This window comes from Methyloparacoccus murrellii (assembly GCF_054657115.1).
In genome coordinates, this window is sequence record NZ_BAAHXD010000019.1 from 26,256 (window position 1) to 40,022 (window position 13,767).

At 68.0% G+C, this 13,767-nt stretch carries 11 protein-coding genes; 3 read left to right on the plus strand and 8 right to left on the minus strand.

Annotation, left to right across the window (positions count from 1 at the left end):
- Positions 1-164 precede the first annotated feature (164 nt).
- Both ACYQ1H_RS07265 and trmL read left to right on the plus strand, forming a co-directional pair.
- Positions 165-2,648 carry a glycogen/starch/alpha-glucan phosphorylase gene (locus tag ACYQ1H_RS07265; RefSeq protein ID WP_460027382.1) on the plus strand — a complete coding sequence of 828 codons (2,484 nt, stop codon included), beginning with the start codon at positions 165-167 and terminating at the stop codon, positions 2,646-2,648.
- Between the two features lie 4 nt (positions 2,649-2,652).
- Positions 2,653-3,144, plus strand: coding sequence for a tRNA (uridine(34)/cytosine(34)/5-carboxymethylaminomethyluridine(34)-2'-O)-methyltransferase TrmL (trmL, locus tag ACYQ1H_RS07270; RefSeq protein ID WP_460027383.1), 492 nt, complete (start codon positions 2,653-2,655; stop codon positions 3,142-3,144).
- Positions 3,145-3,163: 19 nt separating this feature from the next.
- Here the strand turns inward: trmL and ACYQ1H_RS07275 are convergent, their stop codons facing one another.
- From ACYQ1H_RS07275 to ACYQ1H_RS07310, 8 genes are all read right to left on the minus strand, one after another.
- The gene (locus ACYQ1H_RS07275) at positions 3,164-5,902 is read right to left on the minus strand and encodes a FimV/HubP family polar landmark protein (protein ID WP_460027384.1); all 2,739 of its coding nucleotides are present in this window, start codon (positions 5,900-5,902) and stop codon (positions 3,164-3,166) included.
- A 248-nt stretch (positions 5,903-6,150) separates the two neighbouring features.
- A complete protein-coding gene (locus ACYQ1H_RS07280) occupies positions 6,151-7,173 on the minus strand; it encodes an aspartate-semialdehyde dehydrogenase (RefSeq protein WP_460027385.1) in 1,023 nt (340 codons plus the stop codon).
- Between the two features lie 10 nt (positions 7,174-7,183).
- The gene (leuB, locus tag ACYQ1H_RS07285) at positions 7,184-8,263 is read right to left on the minus strand and encodes a 3-isopropylmalate dehydrogenase (protein ID WP_460027386.1); all 1,080 of its coding nucleotides are present in this window, start codon (positions 8,261-8,263) and stop codon (positions 7,184-7,186) included.
- A gap of 24 nt (positions 8,264-8,287) precedes the next feature.
- Positions 8,288-8,932, minus strand: coding sequence for a 3-isopropylmalate dehydratase small subunit (gene leuD, locus ACYQ1H_RS07290; RefSeq protein ID WP_460027387.1), 645 nt, complete (start codon positions 8,930-8,932; stop codon positions 8,288-8,290).
- On the minus strand, positions 8,929-10,491 hold the full coding sequence (leuC, locus tag ACYQ1H_RS07295) for a 3-isopropylmalate dehydratase large subunit (protein WP_460027388.1): 1,563 nt from the start codon (positions 10,489-10,491) through the stop codon (positions 8,929-8,931). The genes leuD and leuC overlap by 4 nt, the downstream gene beginning before the upstream one ends.
- 73 nt (positions 10,492-10,564) lie before the next feature.
- Positions 10,565-11,209, minus strand: a complete 645-nt coding sequence (gene adk, locus ACYQ1H_RS07300; RefSeq protein WP_460027389.1) for an adenylate kinase — start codon at positions 11,207-11,209, stop codon at positions 10,565-10,567.
- A 16-nt stretch (positions 11,210-11,225) separates the two neighbouring features.
- Positions 11,226-11,792, minus strand: coding sequence for an HAD hydrolase-like protein (locus ACYQ1H_RS07305; protein WP_460027390.1), 567 nt, complete (start codon positions 11,790-11,792; stop codon positions 11,226-11,228).
- Positions 11,759-12,157, minus strand: coding sequence for an HAD family hydrolase (locus ACYQ1H_RS07310; RefSeq protein ID WP_460027391.1), 399 nt, complete (start codon positions 12,155-12,157; stop codon positions 11,759-11,761). Before ACYQ1H_RS07310 ends, ACYQ1H_RS07305 begins: the two co-directional genes overlap by 34 nt.
- A gap of 74 nt (positions 12,158-12,231) precedes the next feature.
- Here ACYQ1H_RS07310 and ACYQ1H_RS07315 point away from each other — a divergent pair, with 74 nt between their 5' ends.
- A complete protein-coding gene (locus ACYQ1H_RS07315; RefSeq protein ID WP_460027392.1) occupies positions 12,232-13,650 on the plus strand; it encodes a M20/M25/M40 family metallo-hydrolase in 1,419 nt (472 codons plus the stop codon).
- The last annotated feature ends 117 nt before the right edge of the window (positions 13,651-13,767 follow it).

Below are 13,767 nucleotides of genomic sequence, written 5' to 3' on the forward strand. Positions count from 1 at the left end.
TGGGATAATGACTGTCTGACGGAAGCGCCTGCCCGGGTGAAACCCCGGTTGCGCAGCCGACCGCGTGCGTCCGACCCGGGGAATCTGCTTTCGCCAGGTTGCCGCGGCGCCTTGATCCCCACCCCGGGGACCCCTCTCACCGTTCCACGAAAAGGAAGACGCGCATGCTGACCCGCCAACTGATCCAGAGCCGCCCGACCGCCGAACTGACCGAGACCAAGCCGCTGGGCGTCAAGCCGAAGGAGCTTGCCCGGGATATCGCCCAGCACTTTAACTACACGCTGGGGCGCGACAAATCCTGCAAGTCCGCCTACTACGCCTATACCTCGCTGGCTCTGACCGTGCGCGACCGGCTGATGGAGCGCTGGAAGAATACCCTGCAGGCCTACCGCGAAGCGGACAGCAAGAGAGCCTATTACCTATCGCTGGAATTCCTCATGGGCCGCGCCCTGAGCAACGCGATGCTCAACCTCGGGCTGGATCGTCCCCTGCACAAGGCGCTGCAGGGCCTCGGGCTGGAACTGGAGGAACTGGCCGACATCGAGGTCGACGCCGGGCTCGGCAACGGCGGTCTCGGCCGTCTCGCGGCCTGCTTCGTCGACAGCTGCGCCACCCTGCAATTGCCGGTCACCGGCTACGGCATCCGCTACGAATACGGCATGTTCCGCCAGCTGATCGACAACGGCCATCAGCTGGAGGAGCCCGACCACTGGCTGCGGGACGGCAACGTCTGGGAACTGGAGCGCCCGGAGCTGACCGTGTCCATCCGCTTCGGCGGGCACACGGAGCGGGACGAGCAGGGCCGCGCGCGCTGGGTGCACGGGCAGGAGGTGCTCGCGGTGCCCTATGACGTGCCGATTCCCGGCTACCAGAACGGCACGGTCAACACCCTGCGCCTGTGGAAGGCGGCGGCCAGCGATGAATTCAGCCTCAGCGAATTCAATGCCGGCGATTACACCGAGGCGGTGCGTTCGAAGAACATGGCCGAGAACATCACCATGGTGCTGTATCCCAACGACGCCAGCGAGAACGGCAAGGAACTGCGCCTGCGGCAGCAGTACTTCCTCGCCTCGGCCAGCCTCCAGGATGTGTTGCGCTACTGGGTGCAGAGCCACGGCGAGGATTTCAGCCGGTTCGCCGAGAGGAATGTCTTCCAGCTCAACGATACCCATCCGACCATCGCCGTCGCCGAACTGATGCGCCTGCTGGTGGACGAGCACGGCGTTCCCTGGGACGAGGCCTGGTCGATCACCCGCCGGACCATGGCCTACACCAACCACACCCTGTTGCCGGAGGCGCTGGAAAAGTGGCCGGTGCGGATGTTCCGGCAGCTGCTGCCGCGGCTGCTGGAGATCATCTTCGACATCAACGCCACCTTCCTGCGCGAGGTCGAGGCCCGCTGGCCGGGCGACCACGAGCGCGTCGCCCGCATGTCGCTGATCGAAGAAGGCTGGGAACAGCAGGTCCGCATGGCCTACCTGGCCATCGTCGGGAGCTTCTCGGTCAACGGTGTCGCCGCGCTGCATTCCGACCTGCTCAAGCACGGCCTGTTCCGCGATTTCTACGAGCTGTGGCCGGAGAAGTTCAACAACAAGACCAACGGCATCACGCCGCGGCGCTGGCTGGCGGGCTGCAACCCGAGCCTGGCGGCGCTGATCACCGAGGCCATCGGCGACGAATGGACGCGCGACCTTGCCCAGCTGTCCAAGCTGGCCCCCTATGCCGAGATGCCGGCCTTCCGCGAGCGCTGGCGGGCAATCAAGCTGGCCAACAAGCAAAGGCTGGCCACCTATGCCCGTGTCGAGCTGGGGGTGCAGCTCGACACGGCGGCGCTGTTCGACACCCAGGTCAAGCGCATTCACGAGTACAAGCGCCAGCTGCTCAACGTCCTGCACTGCATCCACCTCTATGACCGCATCCGGCGCGGCGATGTCGGCGACTGGACCCCGCGCGTCGTCTTCTTCGGCGGCAAGGCGGCGCCCGGCTACCAGATGGCCAAACGCATCATCAAGCTGGTCAACAACGTGGCGCAGGTCGTCAATCACGATCCCCTGGTCGGCGACCGCCTCAAGGTGGTGTTCCTGCCCAATTACCGGGTGACGGCGATGGAGATCATCTGCCCCGGCACGGATCTCTCCGAGCAGATTTCCACCGCCGGCAAGGAGGCCTCGGGCACCGGCAACATGAAATTCATGCTCAACGGCGCGCTCACCATCGGCACCCTGGACGGCGCCAACATCGAGATCCGCGAGGAAGTGGGAGCAGAGAACTTCTTCCTGTTCGGGCTGACGGCCGAGGAAGTCGAGCAGCTGCGTCCCCACTACGACCCGCAGCGCATCATCCGCGAGAACGAGGATCTCCGGCGCGTGGTGGACCTGCTGGCGTCGGGGCATTTCAACGCCGAGGAGCCCGGCATCTTCGACCCGGTCATCGACGCCATCCAGGGCGCCTGGGATCCGTGGATGACCGCGGCCGACTTCCCGGCGTATCTCGAGGCCCAGCGGCGGGCCGCCGCCGCCTACCGCGACAGCGACGCCTGGACCCGCATGAGCATTCTCAATACCGCGGCTGCCGGCAAGTTTTCCTCGGATCGCACCATTCAGGAATACAACCGGGACATCTGGCAGCTGACGCCGGTTGCGCCCTGACGGCGTGCTGCACGTCGTCCTGTTCGAGCCGGAGATTCCACCCAACACGGGCAACATCATCCGGCTCTGCGCCAACACCGGCGCCTGCCTGCACCTAATCCGGCCGCTGGGCTTCTCGCTGGACGACGCCCGGCTCCGGCGTGCCGGTCTGGACTATCACGAATATGCGCAGGTCCGCGAGCATGCGGACTTCGGCGCCTTCCGCGCCGCGTTCGGTCCGGGGCGCATCCTCGCTCTGTCGACGCGGGGGCGGCGCCCCTATGCCGAAATCCGCTTCCAGCCGGGCGATGCGCTGCTGTTCGGGCCGGAAAGCCGGGGGTTGCCGGCGGCGCTGCTGGACAGCCTGCCGGAGGCGCAGCGGCTCGCCATTCCCATGCGGCCGGGCAGCCGCAGTCTCAACCTGTCGAATGCCGCCGCCATCGTTCTCTACGAGGCCTGGCGCCAGCTGGGCTATGCCGGCGCCAGCGCGGTGGAGGGCGGTCCGTCCGCTGCCTGAGCCTGAGCCACCGGCGGGGTCAGATGGCGGGGCGGGCCTTGGGGCGTGTGCCGGCGCTGTCCGGCGCCGGCGTGTCCTGAGGCGGCGGGGGAACCAGCGTCAGCCGGACCCGGTGCAATTCGTCGAGCAGGGTCTCCGCCGCGGCCTTGTCCGCGGGGGTTCCGTCCTGGAGCACCGTCTGCAGGAGCCGGCGGGCCGCGCCCTTGTCGCCCCGGGCCATGAGCGCGCGCGCCCGATCCAGGCTTGACGCCGCTGTCCCCGTACCCGTCCCGGCGATGTCCTCCAGAAACTCCAGTTCGAAATCCAGCATGCCGAAGCGCGGGTTGTCCGGGCGCGGGCGGGAGAGGGCGGGCAAGGTGTTGAAGTCCAGTTCCACGAGGCCGGCTGGTGGTGCCGTTTCGGCAGCGCTCGTGCGGGCGGGATCCCCGGTGGTCGGCACCTCGTAGTCGATCCAGTTGCCGGGTTCGGTGCGGGCTTCCGGCGCCGACGCTTCTGCCGTCTTGGCTGGGGTTTTCCAGTCCTCGAGGTCCGGCGCGACGAAATCGATGAGGTAGGTGCTGTCCGCCGGGTGGGCTGTCTCCGGGGGCTGTTCGTTCCGGCTGACGTCTGCGGCGGCCGGCAGTGATTCGTCCACCGTCGTGTCTGCTGCCTCGGTCTGGTGCTGCGGGATGGGGGGGAACTCGGTGTGAGCGGTTTCCTGCCGGCTTGCGCCGGTGTCATCCGCGCCGGGTTCGGGCAAGCCCGCCTCCAGGGTCGGTATCGCGGTCGTCGTCTGCCAATCGCTGGGTGCCGGCCGGTCTGCCTCGACGATGTCCGGTTCCGGCGCGGCCTGCTCCGCCTGGGGCTGAAGGGGCTGTGCCGACAGTTGCGCCTCCAGCGTTCGCAGTTCGGCCATGAAGTCGGTGTCGTCGAGGTCGAGTTCCGTGGCCGGCGAATCGTCAGTGTCGGTTGCCTCGGTCATGTCCGGGGCGACGGCGGCATCGTTCCCCACCGGTTGCCCGGGATTCAGTGCCCGCACGGCCGCCCAGAACTCCGCTGGCAGCCCGGGCTGCTGGGCTTCGAGTTCGCGCACATAGTCGGTAAAGGCCTGTTGCTTGCCGGCCTGCTGCAGGATGTCCAGCAGCTTGAGCTTGAGCACCAGGCGCTCCGGTTCCTGCACCAGGCTGGCGCGGATGAGTGATTCGGCCTGCACAAAGCGGCCATAGCGGAGGTAGACGTCGGCCTCCCATACGGGGTCCAGCGGTTCGGCCTCCGCCGCGGCCGTCGGTTCGTCCAGTCCGCTGGCCGCGGGGTCGAGGGTCGCCACCGGGCGCGCGGCTTCGGCGGGTGGCCTGGCCCTGTCCATGGGTTCGGCGAGAGCTTGCGCCACTTCCGCTCCCGTCTCGTCCGCGTGCCGGCGTCGGCGCCGATACTGCCAGGCGGCGAGACCCAGCAGGGTGAAGCCGGTACTGGCCAGCCAGTAGCCGGGCGCAATGACGGGTTCGGGTTCCGCAGACCGTTCGGCCATCGGGGTGGGCGGCGGAGCCGGTGCGGTGTGCTTGGTCGCGTTGCCTGATGGCGCCGGGGGCTCCGGTTGCGCCACTATGGCCGGTGCCTGGGGCATGACCGGCGGTGCGGCGGCGATGGCGGATTCGCTGCTTTCCGCGCCGGCTGCCGGTGGCTGGCTGTCCGGGAGGGAGGGTTCCTCCTGACCATCCGGCGGCACCCCGACCTGGGTGGCGGCATGGCTCTGCAGGGCGGTCAGTTCGGCGTTCTTGAGCGCCAGCATGCGCTGGGTTTCCTCCAGCCGCTGTTCGAGCCGCACCAACTGCTCGCGCAGTTCCTCGTTTTCCCGCTTGAGGGCGGCCGGTATGCGGGCCGAAACCTCCGCCACCGCGCCTGTCGTTGTCGCCGCGCTGTCAGGGGCCTGCGGCGGGGAAGGCGGCAGCCGGGCGGTCACCCCGCCGGTATCCTCCGGTGCGGCATAGGCCCGTTGGCGCATGCCCGGGGCGCCACCGAACAGCATGGCGGCCGCATCGGCCGGATCGATCTGCGCCAGCGCCGTCTCGCTGGGTATCTGCAGGATGCTGCCGGCCCGCAGGCTGTTGAGGCTGCGCGAGAAGGCGCGCGGGTTGGCCAGATAGAGTCCGAGCGCCATCTGCTCGGGGCTCACCGAGGCCGGACGGTCCAGCGAGTTGGCGATATCCAGCAGCTTTTCGTGGCGCTGGACCGGTCCATAGCGTTGGCCCGACAGCTGGTCGCTGCCGATGACCGGGCGCTGGCTGGCCGGCGCCGCGGTTCTTGCGTCCGGCACCAGGCTGGCGCCCTGGGGCTGGCGTTGCGGGACAGGCCTCGCCGTGTCATCCGCCAGCGGACCGCCCACCAGGCCGCGCGGCGGGTCCAGCAGCAGGGTGAATTCGCGCAGGACCGTTCCCAGCGGCGACGCCACCTCCACCAGGAAATCCAGGAAGGGCTCGGTGATGGCGGCGCGGGAGCTGACCTGAATCGCGTGGCGGCCGTTTGGCAGGGCGACCGGCTGGAAGCGTAGCTCGCTGAGGGCATGGATCCGCTCCACCCCGGCCTTTTCGAAGGCCGCCGGGCTGGCCAGGCGGACCTGGATGGCGTCGATCCGGTCAGAACCGGAGAGCACCAGCGGAATGTCGGCCCGCAGCGCCTGATTCAGCGCCGACTGCGCACGGATGTCGCCGATACCTAGGCCATGGGCAGCCAGCGGCGCCAGCAGGCCGAGCAGCGCGAGAACCTTGGACAGTCGGGACATAAGCATCTGTCGAGCCGGGCCAGCCATCTCCACGAAGTGCGGACCCAGCCGGGGATGCCGTCCGGGCCCGGAATGAGGCATCAGAGGCCGTCTTTGTATCAGGACTCCGGCAATTTGCAAACGGTCGCGACCGCTACTCTGCGGGGCTTGCCGGAAACCACCTGCCGGCCGCGCGGGTACTGGCGGAATTCCCGGGTGTGAGCCGGAGGGTGGGGATGTGCCGCATTCCGGGCACATCCCCAGCGCTGTCAGAGATAGTCCCTGACCAGCACTTCGGCGATTTGCAGGCTGTTGAGCGCGGCGCCCTTGCGGATGTTGTCGGAGACGACCCAGAGATTCAGACCGCGCGGGTGGGAGATGTCCTCGCGCACGCGGCCGACGAAGACCGGATCCTTGCCGGCGCTCTCGGTGACCGCCGTCGGATAGCCGCCGGGCTTGCGCTCGTCCAGCACGGTGACGCCCGGCGCGGCGCGCAGCAACTCGAGGGCGCGCTCGGCCGTGAGCTTTTCGCGGGTCTCGATGTGCACCGCCTCGGAGTGACCGTAGAACACCGGCACGCGCACCGTGGTGGGGTTCACCTGGATCGATTCGTCGCCCATGATCTTGCGGGTCTCCCAGACCATCTTCATCTCCTCCTTGGTGTAGCCGTTGTCCATGAAGACATCGATCTGCGGCAGCACGTTGAAGGCAATCTGCTTGGGGTAGACCTTGGGCGTGACGGGCTTGCCGTTGAGCAGCTGCACGGTCTGCTCGTGCAGTTCCTCGATGGCCTGCTTGCCGGTACCGGACACCGCCTGGTAGGTGGCGACGTTGATGCGCTCGATGCCCACCGCGTCATGGATCGGCTTGAGCGCGACCAGCATCTGGATGGTTGAGCAGTTCGGGTTGGCGATGATGCCCCGTTGGGTATACCGGGCGATGTCGGCGGCGTTGACTTCGGGCACCACCAGCGGGATGTCGTCCTCGTAGCGGAAGCGCGAGGTGTTGTCGACCACCACACAGCCGGCAGCGGCGGCCCTGGGGCCGTAGACCTCGGATACGGAGGCGCCGGCCGAGAACAGGCCGATCCGGGCCTGGCTGAAGTCGAAGCTTTCGACGTCCAGCACGGTCAGCTCGCCGCCCCTGAACGGGATCCGCTTGCCGGCAGAACGCTGGCTGGCGAGGGCATAGACCTCGCCGACCGGAAAATCGCGCTCCTCCAGCAGTTCCAGCATGGTCTCGCCGACGGCGCCGGTGGCGCCCAGCACGGCGACGTTGTAGGTCTGGCTCATGGCAGGGTCCTCAGGCGCGCAGGGCGGCGACGATGGCATCGCCCATTTCGGGGGTGCCGACCTTGCGCGTGCCCTCGGAGTGGATGTCGGCGGTCCGGTAGCCGGCATCCAGGGCCCGGGTCACGGCCTGTTCGATGCGATCGGCGTTGGCGGCGTCGCCGAAGCTGTAGCGCAACATCATGGCCAGCGACAGGATGGTGGCGATGGGGTTGGCCAGGCCCTTGCCGGCGATGTCCGGGGCCGAGCCGTGGATGGGCTCGTACATGCCCTTGCCGTCCTTGTCCAGCGAGGCGGAGGGCAGCATGCCGATGGACCCGGTCAGCATGGCGGCGCAGTCCGAGAGAATGTCGCCAAACATGTTTTCGGTGACCATGACGTCGAACTGCTTGGGCGCACGGACCAGCTGCATGGCGGCGTTGTCGACGTACATGTGGCTGAGCTCAACGTCCGGATAATCGATGCCGACCTCGATCATGACCTCGCGCCACAGCTCGGTGCATTCCAGCACGTTGGCCTTGTCGACCGAGCAGAGCCTGCGGTTGCGCTTCTGCGCGGTCTGGAAGGCGATGTGGCCGATGCGGCGGATTTCCGACTCGCTGTAGATCAGGGTGTTGAAGCCCTCGCGCTCGCCCTGCGCGTTGGTGCGGCGCCCGCGCGGCTGGCCGAAGTAGATGCCGCCGGTCAGTTCGCGGATGATCAGGATATCGAGTCCCGCGACCACGTCCGGCTTCAGCGTGGAGGCGGCGACCAGCTGCGGATAGAGGATGGCCGGGCGCAGGTTGGCGAACAGCGCCAGTTCGGCCCGCAGGCCCAGGAGCCCGCGCTCGGGGCGCACGGAATAATCCAGCGGTTCCCACTTGGGGCCGCCGACGGCGCCCAGCAGCACCGAGTCGGCCTGCTGGCAGAGCTTCAGCGTGGCCTCGGGGAACGGGGTGCCGGTGGCGTCGTAGGCGGCGCCGCCGATCAGGGCCTGTTCGGTTTCGACGTGCAGGCCGAAGTCCTGCCGGAGCGCGTCCAGTACCTTGAGTGCCTCGGCGACGATTTCGGTGCCGATGCCGTCACCCGGCAAGACTGCGATTTTGTGGGTCATGGGTTGGAGTCCTTGTGATCTGGTTCAGGCAACGTCGGCGAACAGCCACGGTGCCTCCTTGCGGCGGCGTTCCTCGTAGGCGCGGATGGCATCGGCGTGCTGCAGGGTCAGGCCGATGTCGTCCAGGCCGTTCAGCAGGCGGTGCTTGCGGGTCGGTTCGATGTCGAAGTGAATCTTCTCCCCGTACTTGGTCGTGATCAGCTGTTTCTCGAGGTCGACTTCCAGCTGATAGCCGACGCCGTTGGCCTCCTGGAACAGATGATCGACGGTCTCGGCCGGCAGCACGATGGGCAAGAGGCCGTTCTTGAAGCAGTTGTTGTAGAAGATGTCGGCGAAGCTCGGCGCGATGATGACGCGGAAACCGTAATCCTCCAGCGCCCAGGGCGCATGCTCGCGCGAGGAGCCGCAGCCGAAGTTCTCCCGCGTCAGGAGGATGCGGGCGCGGTAGGCGCGGGGCTGGTTGAGGATGAAGTCCGGATTCAGCGGGCGGTTGCTGCAATCCATGTCCGGCTCGCCGCGATCCAGGTAGCGCCATTCGTCGAACAGGTAGACACCGAAGCCGCTGCGCTTGATCGACTTCAGGAACTGTTTCGGGATGATGGCGTCGGTGTCGATATTCGCGCGGTCCAGCGGTACGACACGGGAGCTGATGTAGCGAAACGATCTCATGACTTGGGTGTCCTCTTGCGTGGCGTGGCGGCGGCATTGGAACCGGTCTGTTTGGGCGCGGTCGGCTTGCGCGCGGGGGCGGCCGGCTGGACCGCCGGTGCGGGCGCCGGATCGGCTTCCGCGTGTGCCGTCGCGGTCCGGTCGGCGGCGATCTTTGCCAGCTGGCGGACATCGACGAAATGGCCGCTGACCGCCGCCGCCGCCGCCATGGCGGGACTCACCAGGTGGGTCCGTCCGCCGTAGCCCTGGCGGCCCTCGAAGTTGCGGTTGGAGGTGGAGGCGCAGCGTTCGCCGGCCTCCAGGCGGTCCGCGTTCATCGCCAGGCACATGGAGCAGCCCGGATCGCGCCATTCGAAGCCGGCTTCGACGAAGATGCGGTCCAGCCCCTCGGCCTCGGCCTGCCGCTTGACCGGCCCCGAGCCGGGCACCACCATGGCCAGCTTGACATTCGCGGCCACCTTGCGCCCCTGGGCAATCTCGGCCGCGGCACGCAGGTCCTCGATGCGGCCGTTGGTGCACGAGCCGATGAAGACCTTGTCGATGTGGATCTCGCGGATCGGCGTGCCGGGTTCGAGGCCCATGTAGTGCAGGGCGCGGCTTATGCTGTCGCGCTTGACGGCGTCCTTCTCCTGCTGCGGGTCGGGCACCTTGTCGCCGATGGCGACGACCATCTCCGGCGATGTGCCCCAGGTTACCTGCGGCTGGATCTCGGCGGCGTTGATTTCGATCACCGCGTCGAAGGTCGCGTCGGGGTCGCTGTGCAGGTTCATCCAGTGGTCGACCGCCCGGTCCCACGCCGCGCCGGTGGGCGCAAAGCGGCGGCCCTTGAGGTAGTCGATGGTGGTCCTGTCGACGCCGATCAGACCTGCGCGGGCACCGGCCTCGATGGCCATGTTGCAGAGGGTCATGCGGCCTTCCATGCTCAGGCCCTGGACGGCGCTGCCGGCAAACTCGATGGTGTAGCCGGTACCGCCGGCGGTGCCGATGCGGCCGATTACGGCGAGGATGATGTCCTTGGCGGTGATGCCGGGACCCAGCTGCCCGTCGATGCGCACCAGCATGCTCCTGGACTTGCGCTGCACCAGGCACTGGGTGGCCAGCGCGTGTTCGACCTCGGAGGTGCCGATGCCGAAGGCCAGCGCGCCGAAGGCGCCGTGGGTGGCGGTATGCGAGTCGCCGCAGACGATGGTCATGCCGGGCAGGGTGGCGCCCTGTTCCGGCCCCATGACGTGGACGATGCCCTGGCGCTCGTCGGCCATGTCGAATTCGAGGATGCCGAATTCCTTGCAGTTGCTGTCCAGCGCCTCGATCTGCACGCGCGCTACCGGATCGGCCACGCCCTGGTCGCGACCCTTGGTCGGCACGTTGTGGTCCGCCGTCGCCAGGTTGGCGCCCGCCCGCCAGGGCTTGCGGCCGCTCAGGCGCAGGCATTCGAAGGCCTGCGGCGAGGTTACCTCGTGCAGCAGCTGACGATCGATGTAGATGAGCGCCGAGCCATCGGGTTCGGTGCAGACCACATGGGCGTCCCACAGTTTGTCGTATAGCGTTTTACCGGCCATAGGCGTTGGGTCTCAGGTCTTGGGTGAATGGGGCGTCGATTGCGGTGCGTGGCTGTCCCCGGAATCCGGGGGCTCAGCGCAGTGCCGCAAGCAGGCGCTCGGTGATGGCTTCCACGTTGCCGATGCCGTCGATGCTGGCGAACCGGACGGCTCCCTGCGCGGCCTTCTGCTGGTAGTAACCGACCAGCGGCCGGGTCTGCTCATGGTAGATGGCGAGGCGCTTGCGCACCGTTGCCTCGCTGTCGTCGTCGCGCTGGATCAGAGGTTCGCCGGTGACATCGTCCCTGTCCGCCTCGCGCGGCGGGTTGAAGACCACATGATAGGTCCGTCCCGAGGCCGGATGTACCCGCCGGCCGCTCATGCGCGCCACGATGGTTTCGTCGTCGACCATGAATTCCACCACGTGATCGATGGCGATGCCCATGCGCTCAAGACCATCGGCCTGGGCGATGGTGCGCGGGAAGCCGTCGAGCAGGAAACCGTTGCGGCAGTCGTCGGCCTGGATGCGTTCCTTGATCAGGCCGAGGATGATGTCATCCGATACCAGGAGCCCGGCGTCCATGATCTTCTTGGCTTCCAGGCCCAGCGGCGTGCCGGCGCGGACCGCGGCGCGCAGCATGTCGCCGGTGGAAATCTGGGGGATGCCGAATTTCTCGGTGATGGCCTGGGCCTGGGTGCCTTTTCCCGAACCCGGGGCGCCCAGAAGGATGACTCGCATGACAACGCCTCCCGCGTCAAAAGTGCGCGATTTTGTCACAACTGCCTGTGAGTGTCACAGATTGGGCATTGCCCTCGGGGTCAAGCGCGATGCGGGGCCGGTGGCCGGGTTGCAGTGTCTCCAGCCGCCAGGTCGGCCACCAGGCGGGCTGCCCGGCGTGGAAGGCCAGCTCGGCGACACCGCCCGCGACCAGCGCGGAATCGATGCCGAAGTGCCACGCGCCGCGGATGTCGGTCTCGATCTGGTCGCCGATCATCACCAGGTTGCGGCTGCCGGCCCGCCGGGCGGCCTCGGCGAAGATCGGCGTTTCCGGCTTGCCCAGTGGCACGAAGCGGATGTCGGGGCGCCCCGGATAGCGCTGCCGCAGTGCCGCCTCCAGCATCAGGGCCAGGGCGCCGCAGGTAATGCCGAAACCCCGGGGTTTCGGGTAGATGAGGTCCGGGTTGGGAAGGATCAGCGGTGGCGATTCGCCGCGGTCGAACTTCTCGATCAGCCGCGACAGGACAGCATCGACGCCCTCGAGGAAGGGGAAGCCGACCTGGTCGCCGATCACCAGCGCATCGAAATCGGCGGTCGGCGGCACCGGTTCGGCGCCGGCCTGCTCGACGTAGCGAAAGGTGCCCTCCGGGCCGAGGATGCGCAGCGGCAGCCGAGCAGCCCGGCCGCCCGGAGGTAGGGTCCCAGCAGGGAACCGGCGGTGATGATCTGGGTCGGTTGGAGGTCGAGGCCGAAGCGCCGGTAGCGCTCGGCGGCGACTTCCGGCAGGCGCGCCGCCGAGTTGGTGACCACGTAGAACGGCTTGCCCGCCTGCCGCAGCCAGCGCAGCAGCTCCACGGCGCCAGGCAGGGGGCCGTCGGCATGGACCAGCACGCCATAGGCGTCGAACAGCAGGGCCTGATAGCGATCGCTCAGGGCTTCGACGGTGGTAACGGGAACATCGCGCATCATGGGGCGGTGGCAGGTTCGGTGTCGGGATGGCGGCGCGGGCGCTACACTCGCATGGTACGCACAGGGAGATCCGCATGAACCGCAACCTCAACCACTTGGCCACGCAGATCGGGGATTTCTGGGACCGGGGAATCCTACCGGCGCTGACCGAATACATCAAAATTCCGTGCAAGTCGGTGCATTTCGATCCCGACTGGGCGACGAACGGCCATCTGCAGGCGGCGCGCCGCCTGGCGGTCGAGTGGCTGCGGCGGCATGCCCTGCCGGGGGCCATCGTGCACGACCTCGAACTGCCCGGGCGGACGCCGCTGATCCTGGTCGATGTGCCGGGTACCGGCGAGGAAACGGTGCTCATCTACGGGCATCTCGACAAGCAGCCGGAAATGGAGGGCTGGCATCCGGGGCTGGGGCCTTGGCAGCCGGTTCTTCGCGAGGGACGGCTGTATGGCCGTGGCGGCGCCGACGATGGCTATGCGCTGTTCGCGGCGGTGGCGGCGCTGCAGGCCCTGGCCGGCTGCCGCCTGCCGCGCGTCGTCATCCTGATCGAGTTCTCCGAGGAAAGCGGTTCGCCAGACCTGCCGGCCTATCTCGAAGCCCATGGCCACCTGATCGGCCGGCCGGACCTGGTGATTGCCCTCGATTCCGGCGCCGGCGATTACGAGCGGCTGTGGTCGACGACCTCGCTGCGCGGCATGGTCAACGCTGTCGTCGATGTCCGGGTGCTGACGGAAAGCGCGCATTCCGGCATGGCCAGCGGCATCGTGCCGTCCTCCCTGCGGATCCTGCGGCGGCTGCTCGACCGCATCGAGGATCCGCAGACCGGCGAGATCCGCCTGCCCGAGCTCAGGGCCGCGATTCCGGCGCAGCGGGTACGGCAGGCCCAGGCCGCGGCCGATATCCTGCAGGACCGGTTGCTGCAAAGCTTCAGCATCGTGCCGGGGCTACAGGCCGCCTGCGAGGCCCCGGTCGAGCAACTGCTCAACAATACCTGGCGACCGACGCTGAGCGTGGTCGGACAGGACGGGCTGCCCCCGCTGCGGTCCGCCGGCAATGTCTTGCGTGCCCACACGGCGTTCAAGCTGTCGCTGCGCCTGCCGCCGACCGTCAACGCACATGCGGCCGAGCAGGCCCTGCGACGCGCCTTGACGGCCGATCCACCCTACGGCGCCCACGTCGCCGTGAGCTTCGAGCAGTCCAGCACCGGCTGGAACGCGCCACCGCTGGCGCCCTGGCTGGAAAGCCTGACCGCGGAGGCGTCGCGGCAGTTTTACGGGCAGGATGCCGTGCACGTGGGGCTGGGCGCCAGCATTCCCTTCATGAGCCTGCTCGGCGAGCGGTTTCCCGAGGCGCAGTTCCTGATCACCGGCGTTCTCGGCCCGCTCAGCAATGCGCACGGGCCCAACGAATGCCTGCACATTCCCTATGCCAAGCGGCTGACCTGCTGCGTGGCGCATATCCTCGCGCGGCTGGGCGACGAGGGCATCCCCGGCTGACGCTTGCGCGATCCTGGGTGGCGTGGGTGGCGTGGGTGGCGTGGCGGTCGGGCCCGATGGCGGCAGTCCCCGCCGGCCCGGCTGCCGACGGCACTGCCGCAGTTCTCAGCAACCGGT

What these genes read in the sequence shown, in the direction of transcription:
- leuC (WP_460027388.1), bottom strand. Translation starts at nt 10,491, where the DNA reads ATGGCCGGTAAAACGCTATACGACAAACTGTGGGACGCCCATGTGGTC.
- leuD (WP_460027387.1), bottom strand. Translation starts at nt 8,932, where the DNA reads ATGAGATCGTTTCGCTACATCAGCTCCCGTGTCGTACCGCTGGACCGC.
- leuB (WP_460027386.1), bottom strand. Translation starts at nt 8,263, where the DNA reads ATGACCCACAAAATCGCAGTCTTGCCGGGTGACGGCATCGGCACCGAA.
- adk (WP_460027389.1), bottom strand. Translation starts at nt 11,209, where the DNA reads ATGCGAGTCATCCTTCTGGGCGCCCCGGGTTCGGGAAAAGGCACCCAG.
- ACYQ1H_RS07275 (WP_460027384.1), bottom strand. Translation starts at nt 5,902, where the DNA reads ATGTCCCGACTGTCCAAGGTTCTCGCGCTGCTCGGCCTGCTGGCGCCG.
- ACYQ1H_RS07310 (WP_460027391.1), bottom strand. Translation starts at nt 12,157, where the DNA reads ATGATGCGCGATGTTCCCGTTACCACCGTCGAAGCCCTGAGCGATCGC.
- ACYQ1H_RS07315 (WP_460027392.1), top strand. Translation starts at nt 12,232, where the DNA reads ATGAACCGCAACCTCAACCACTTGGCCACGCAGATCGGGGATTTCTGG.
- ACYQ1H_RS07280 (WP_460027385.1), bottom strand. Translation starts at nt 7,173, where the DNA reads ATGAGCCAGACCTACAACGTCGCCGTGCTGGGCGCCACCGGCGCCGTC.
- ACYQ1H_RS07265 (WP_460027382.1), top strand. Translation starts at nt 165, where the DNA reads ATGCTGACCCGCCAACTGATCCAGAGCCGCCCGACCGCCGAACTGACC.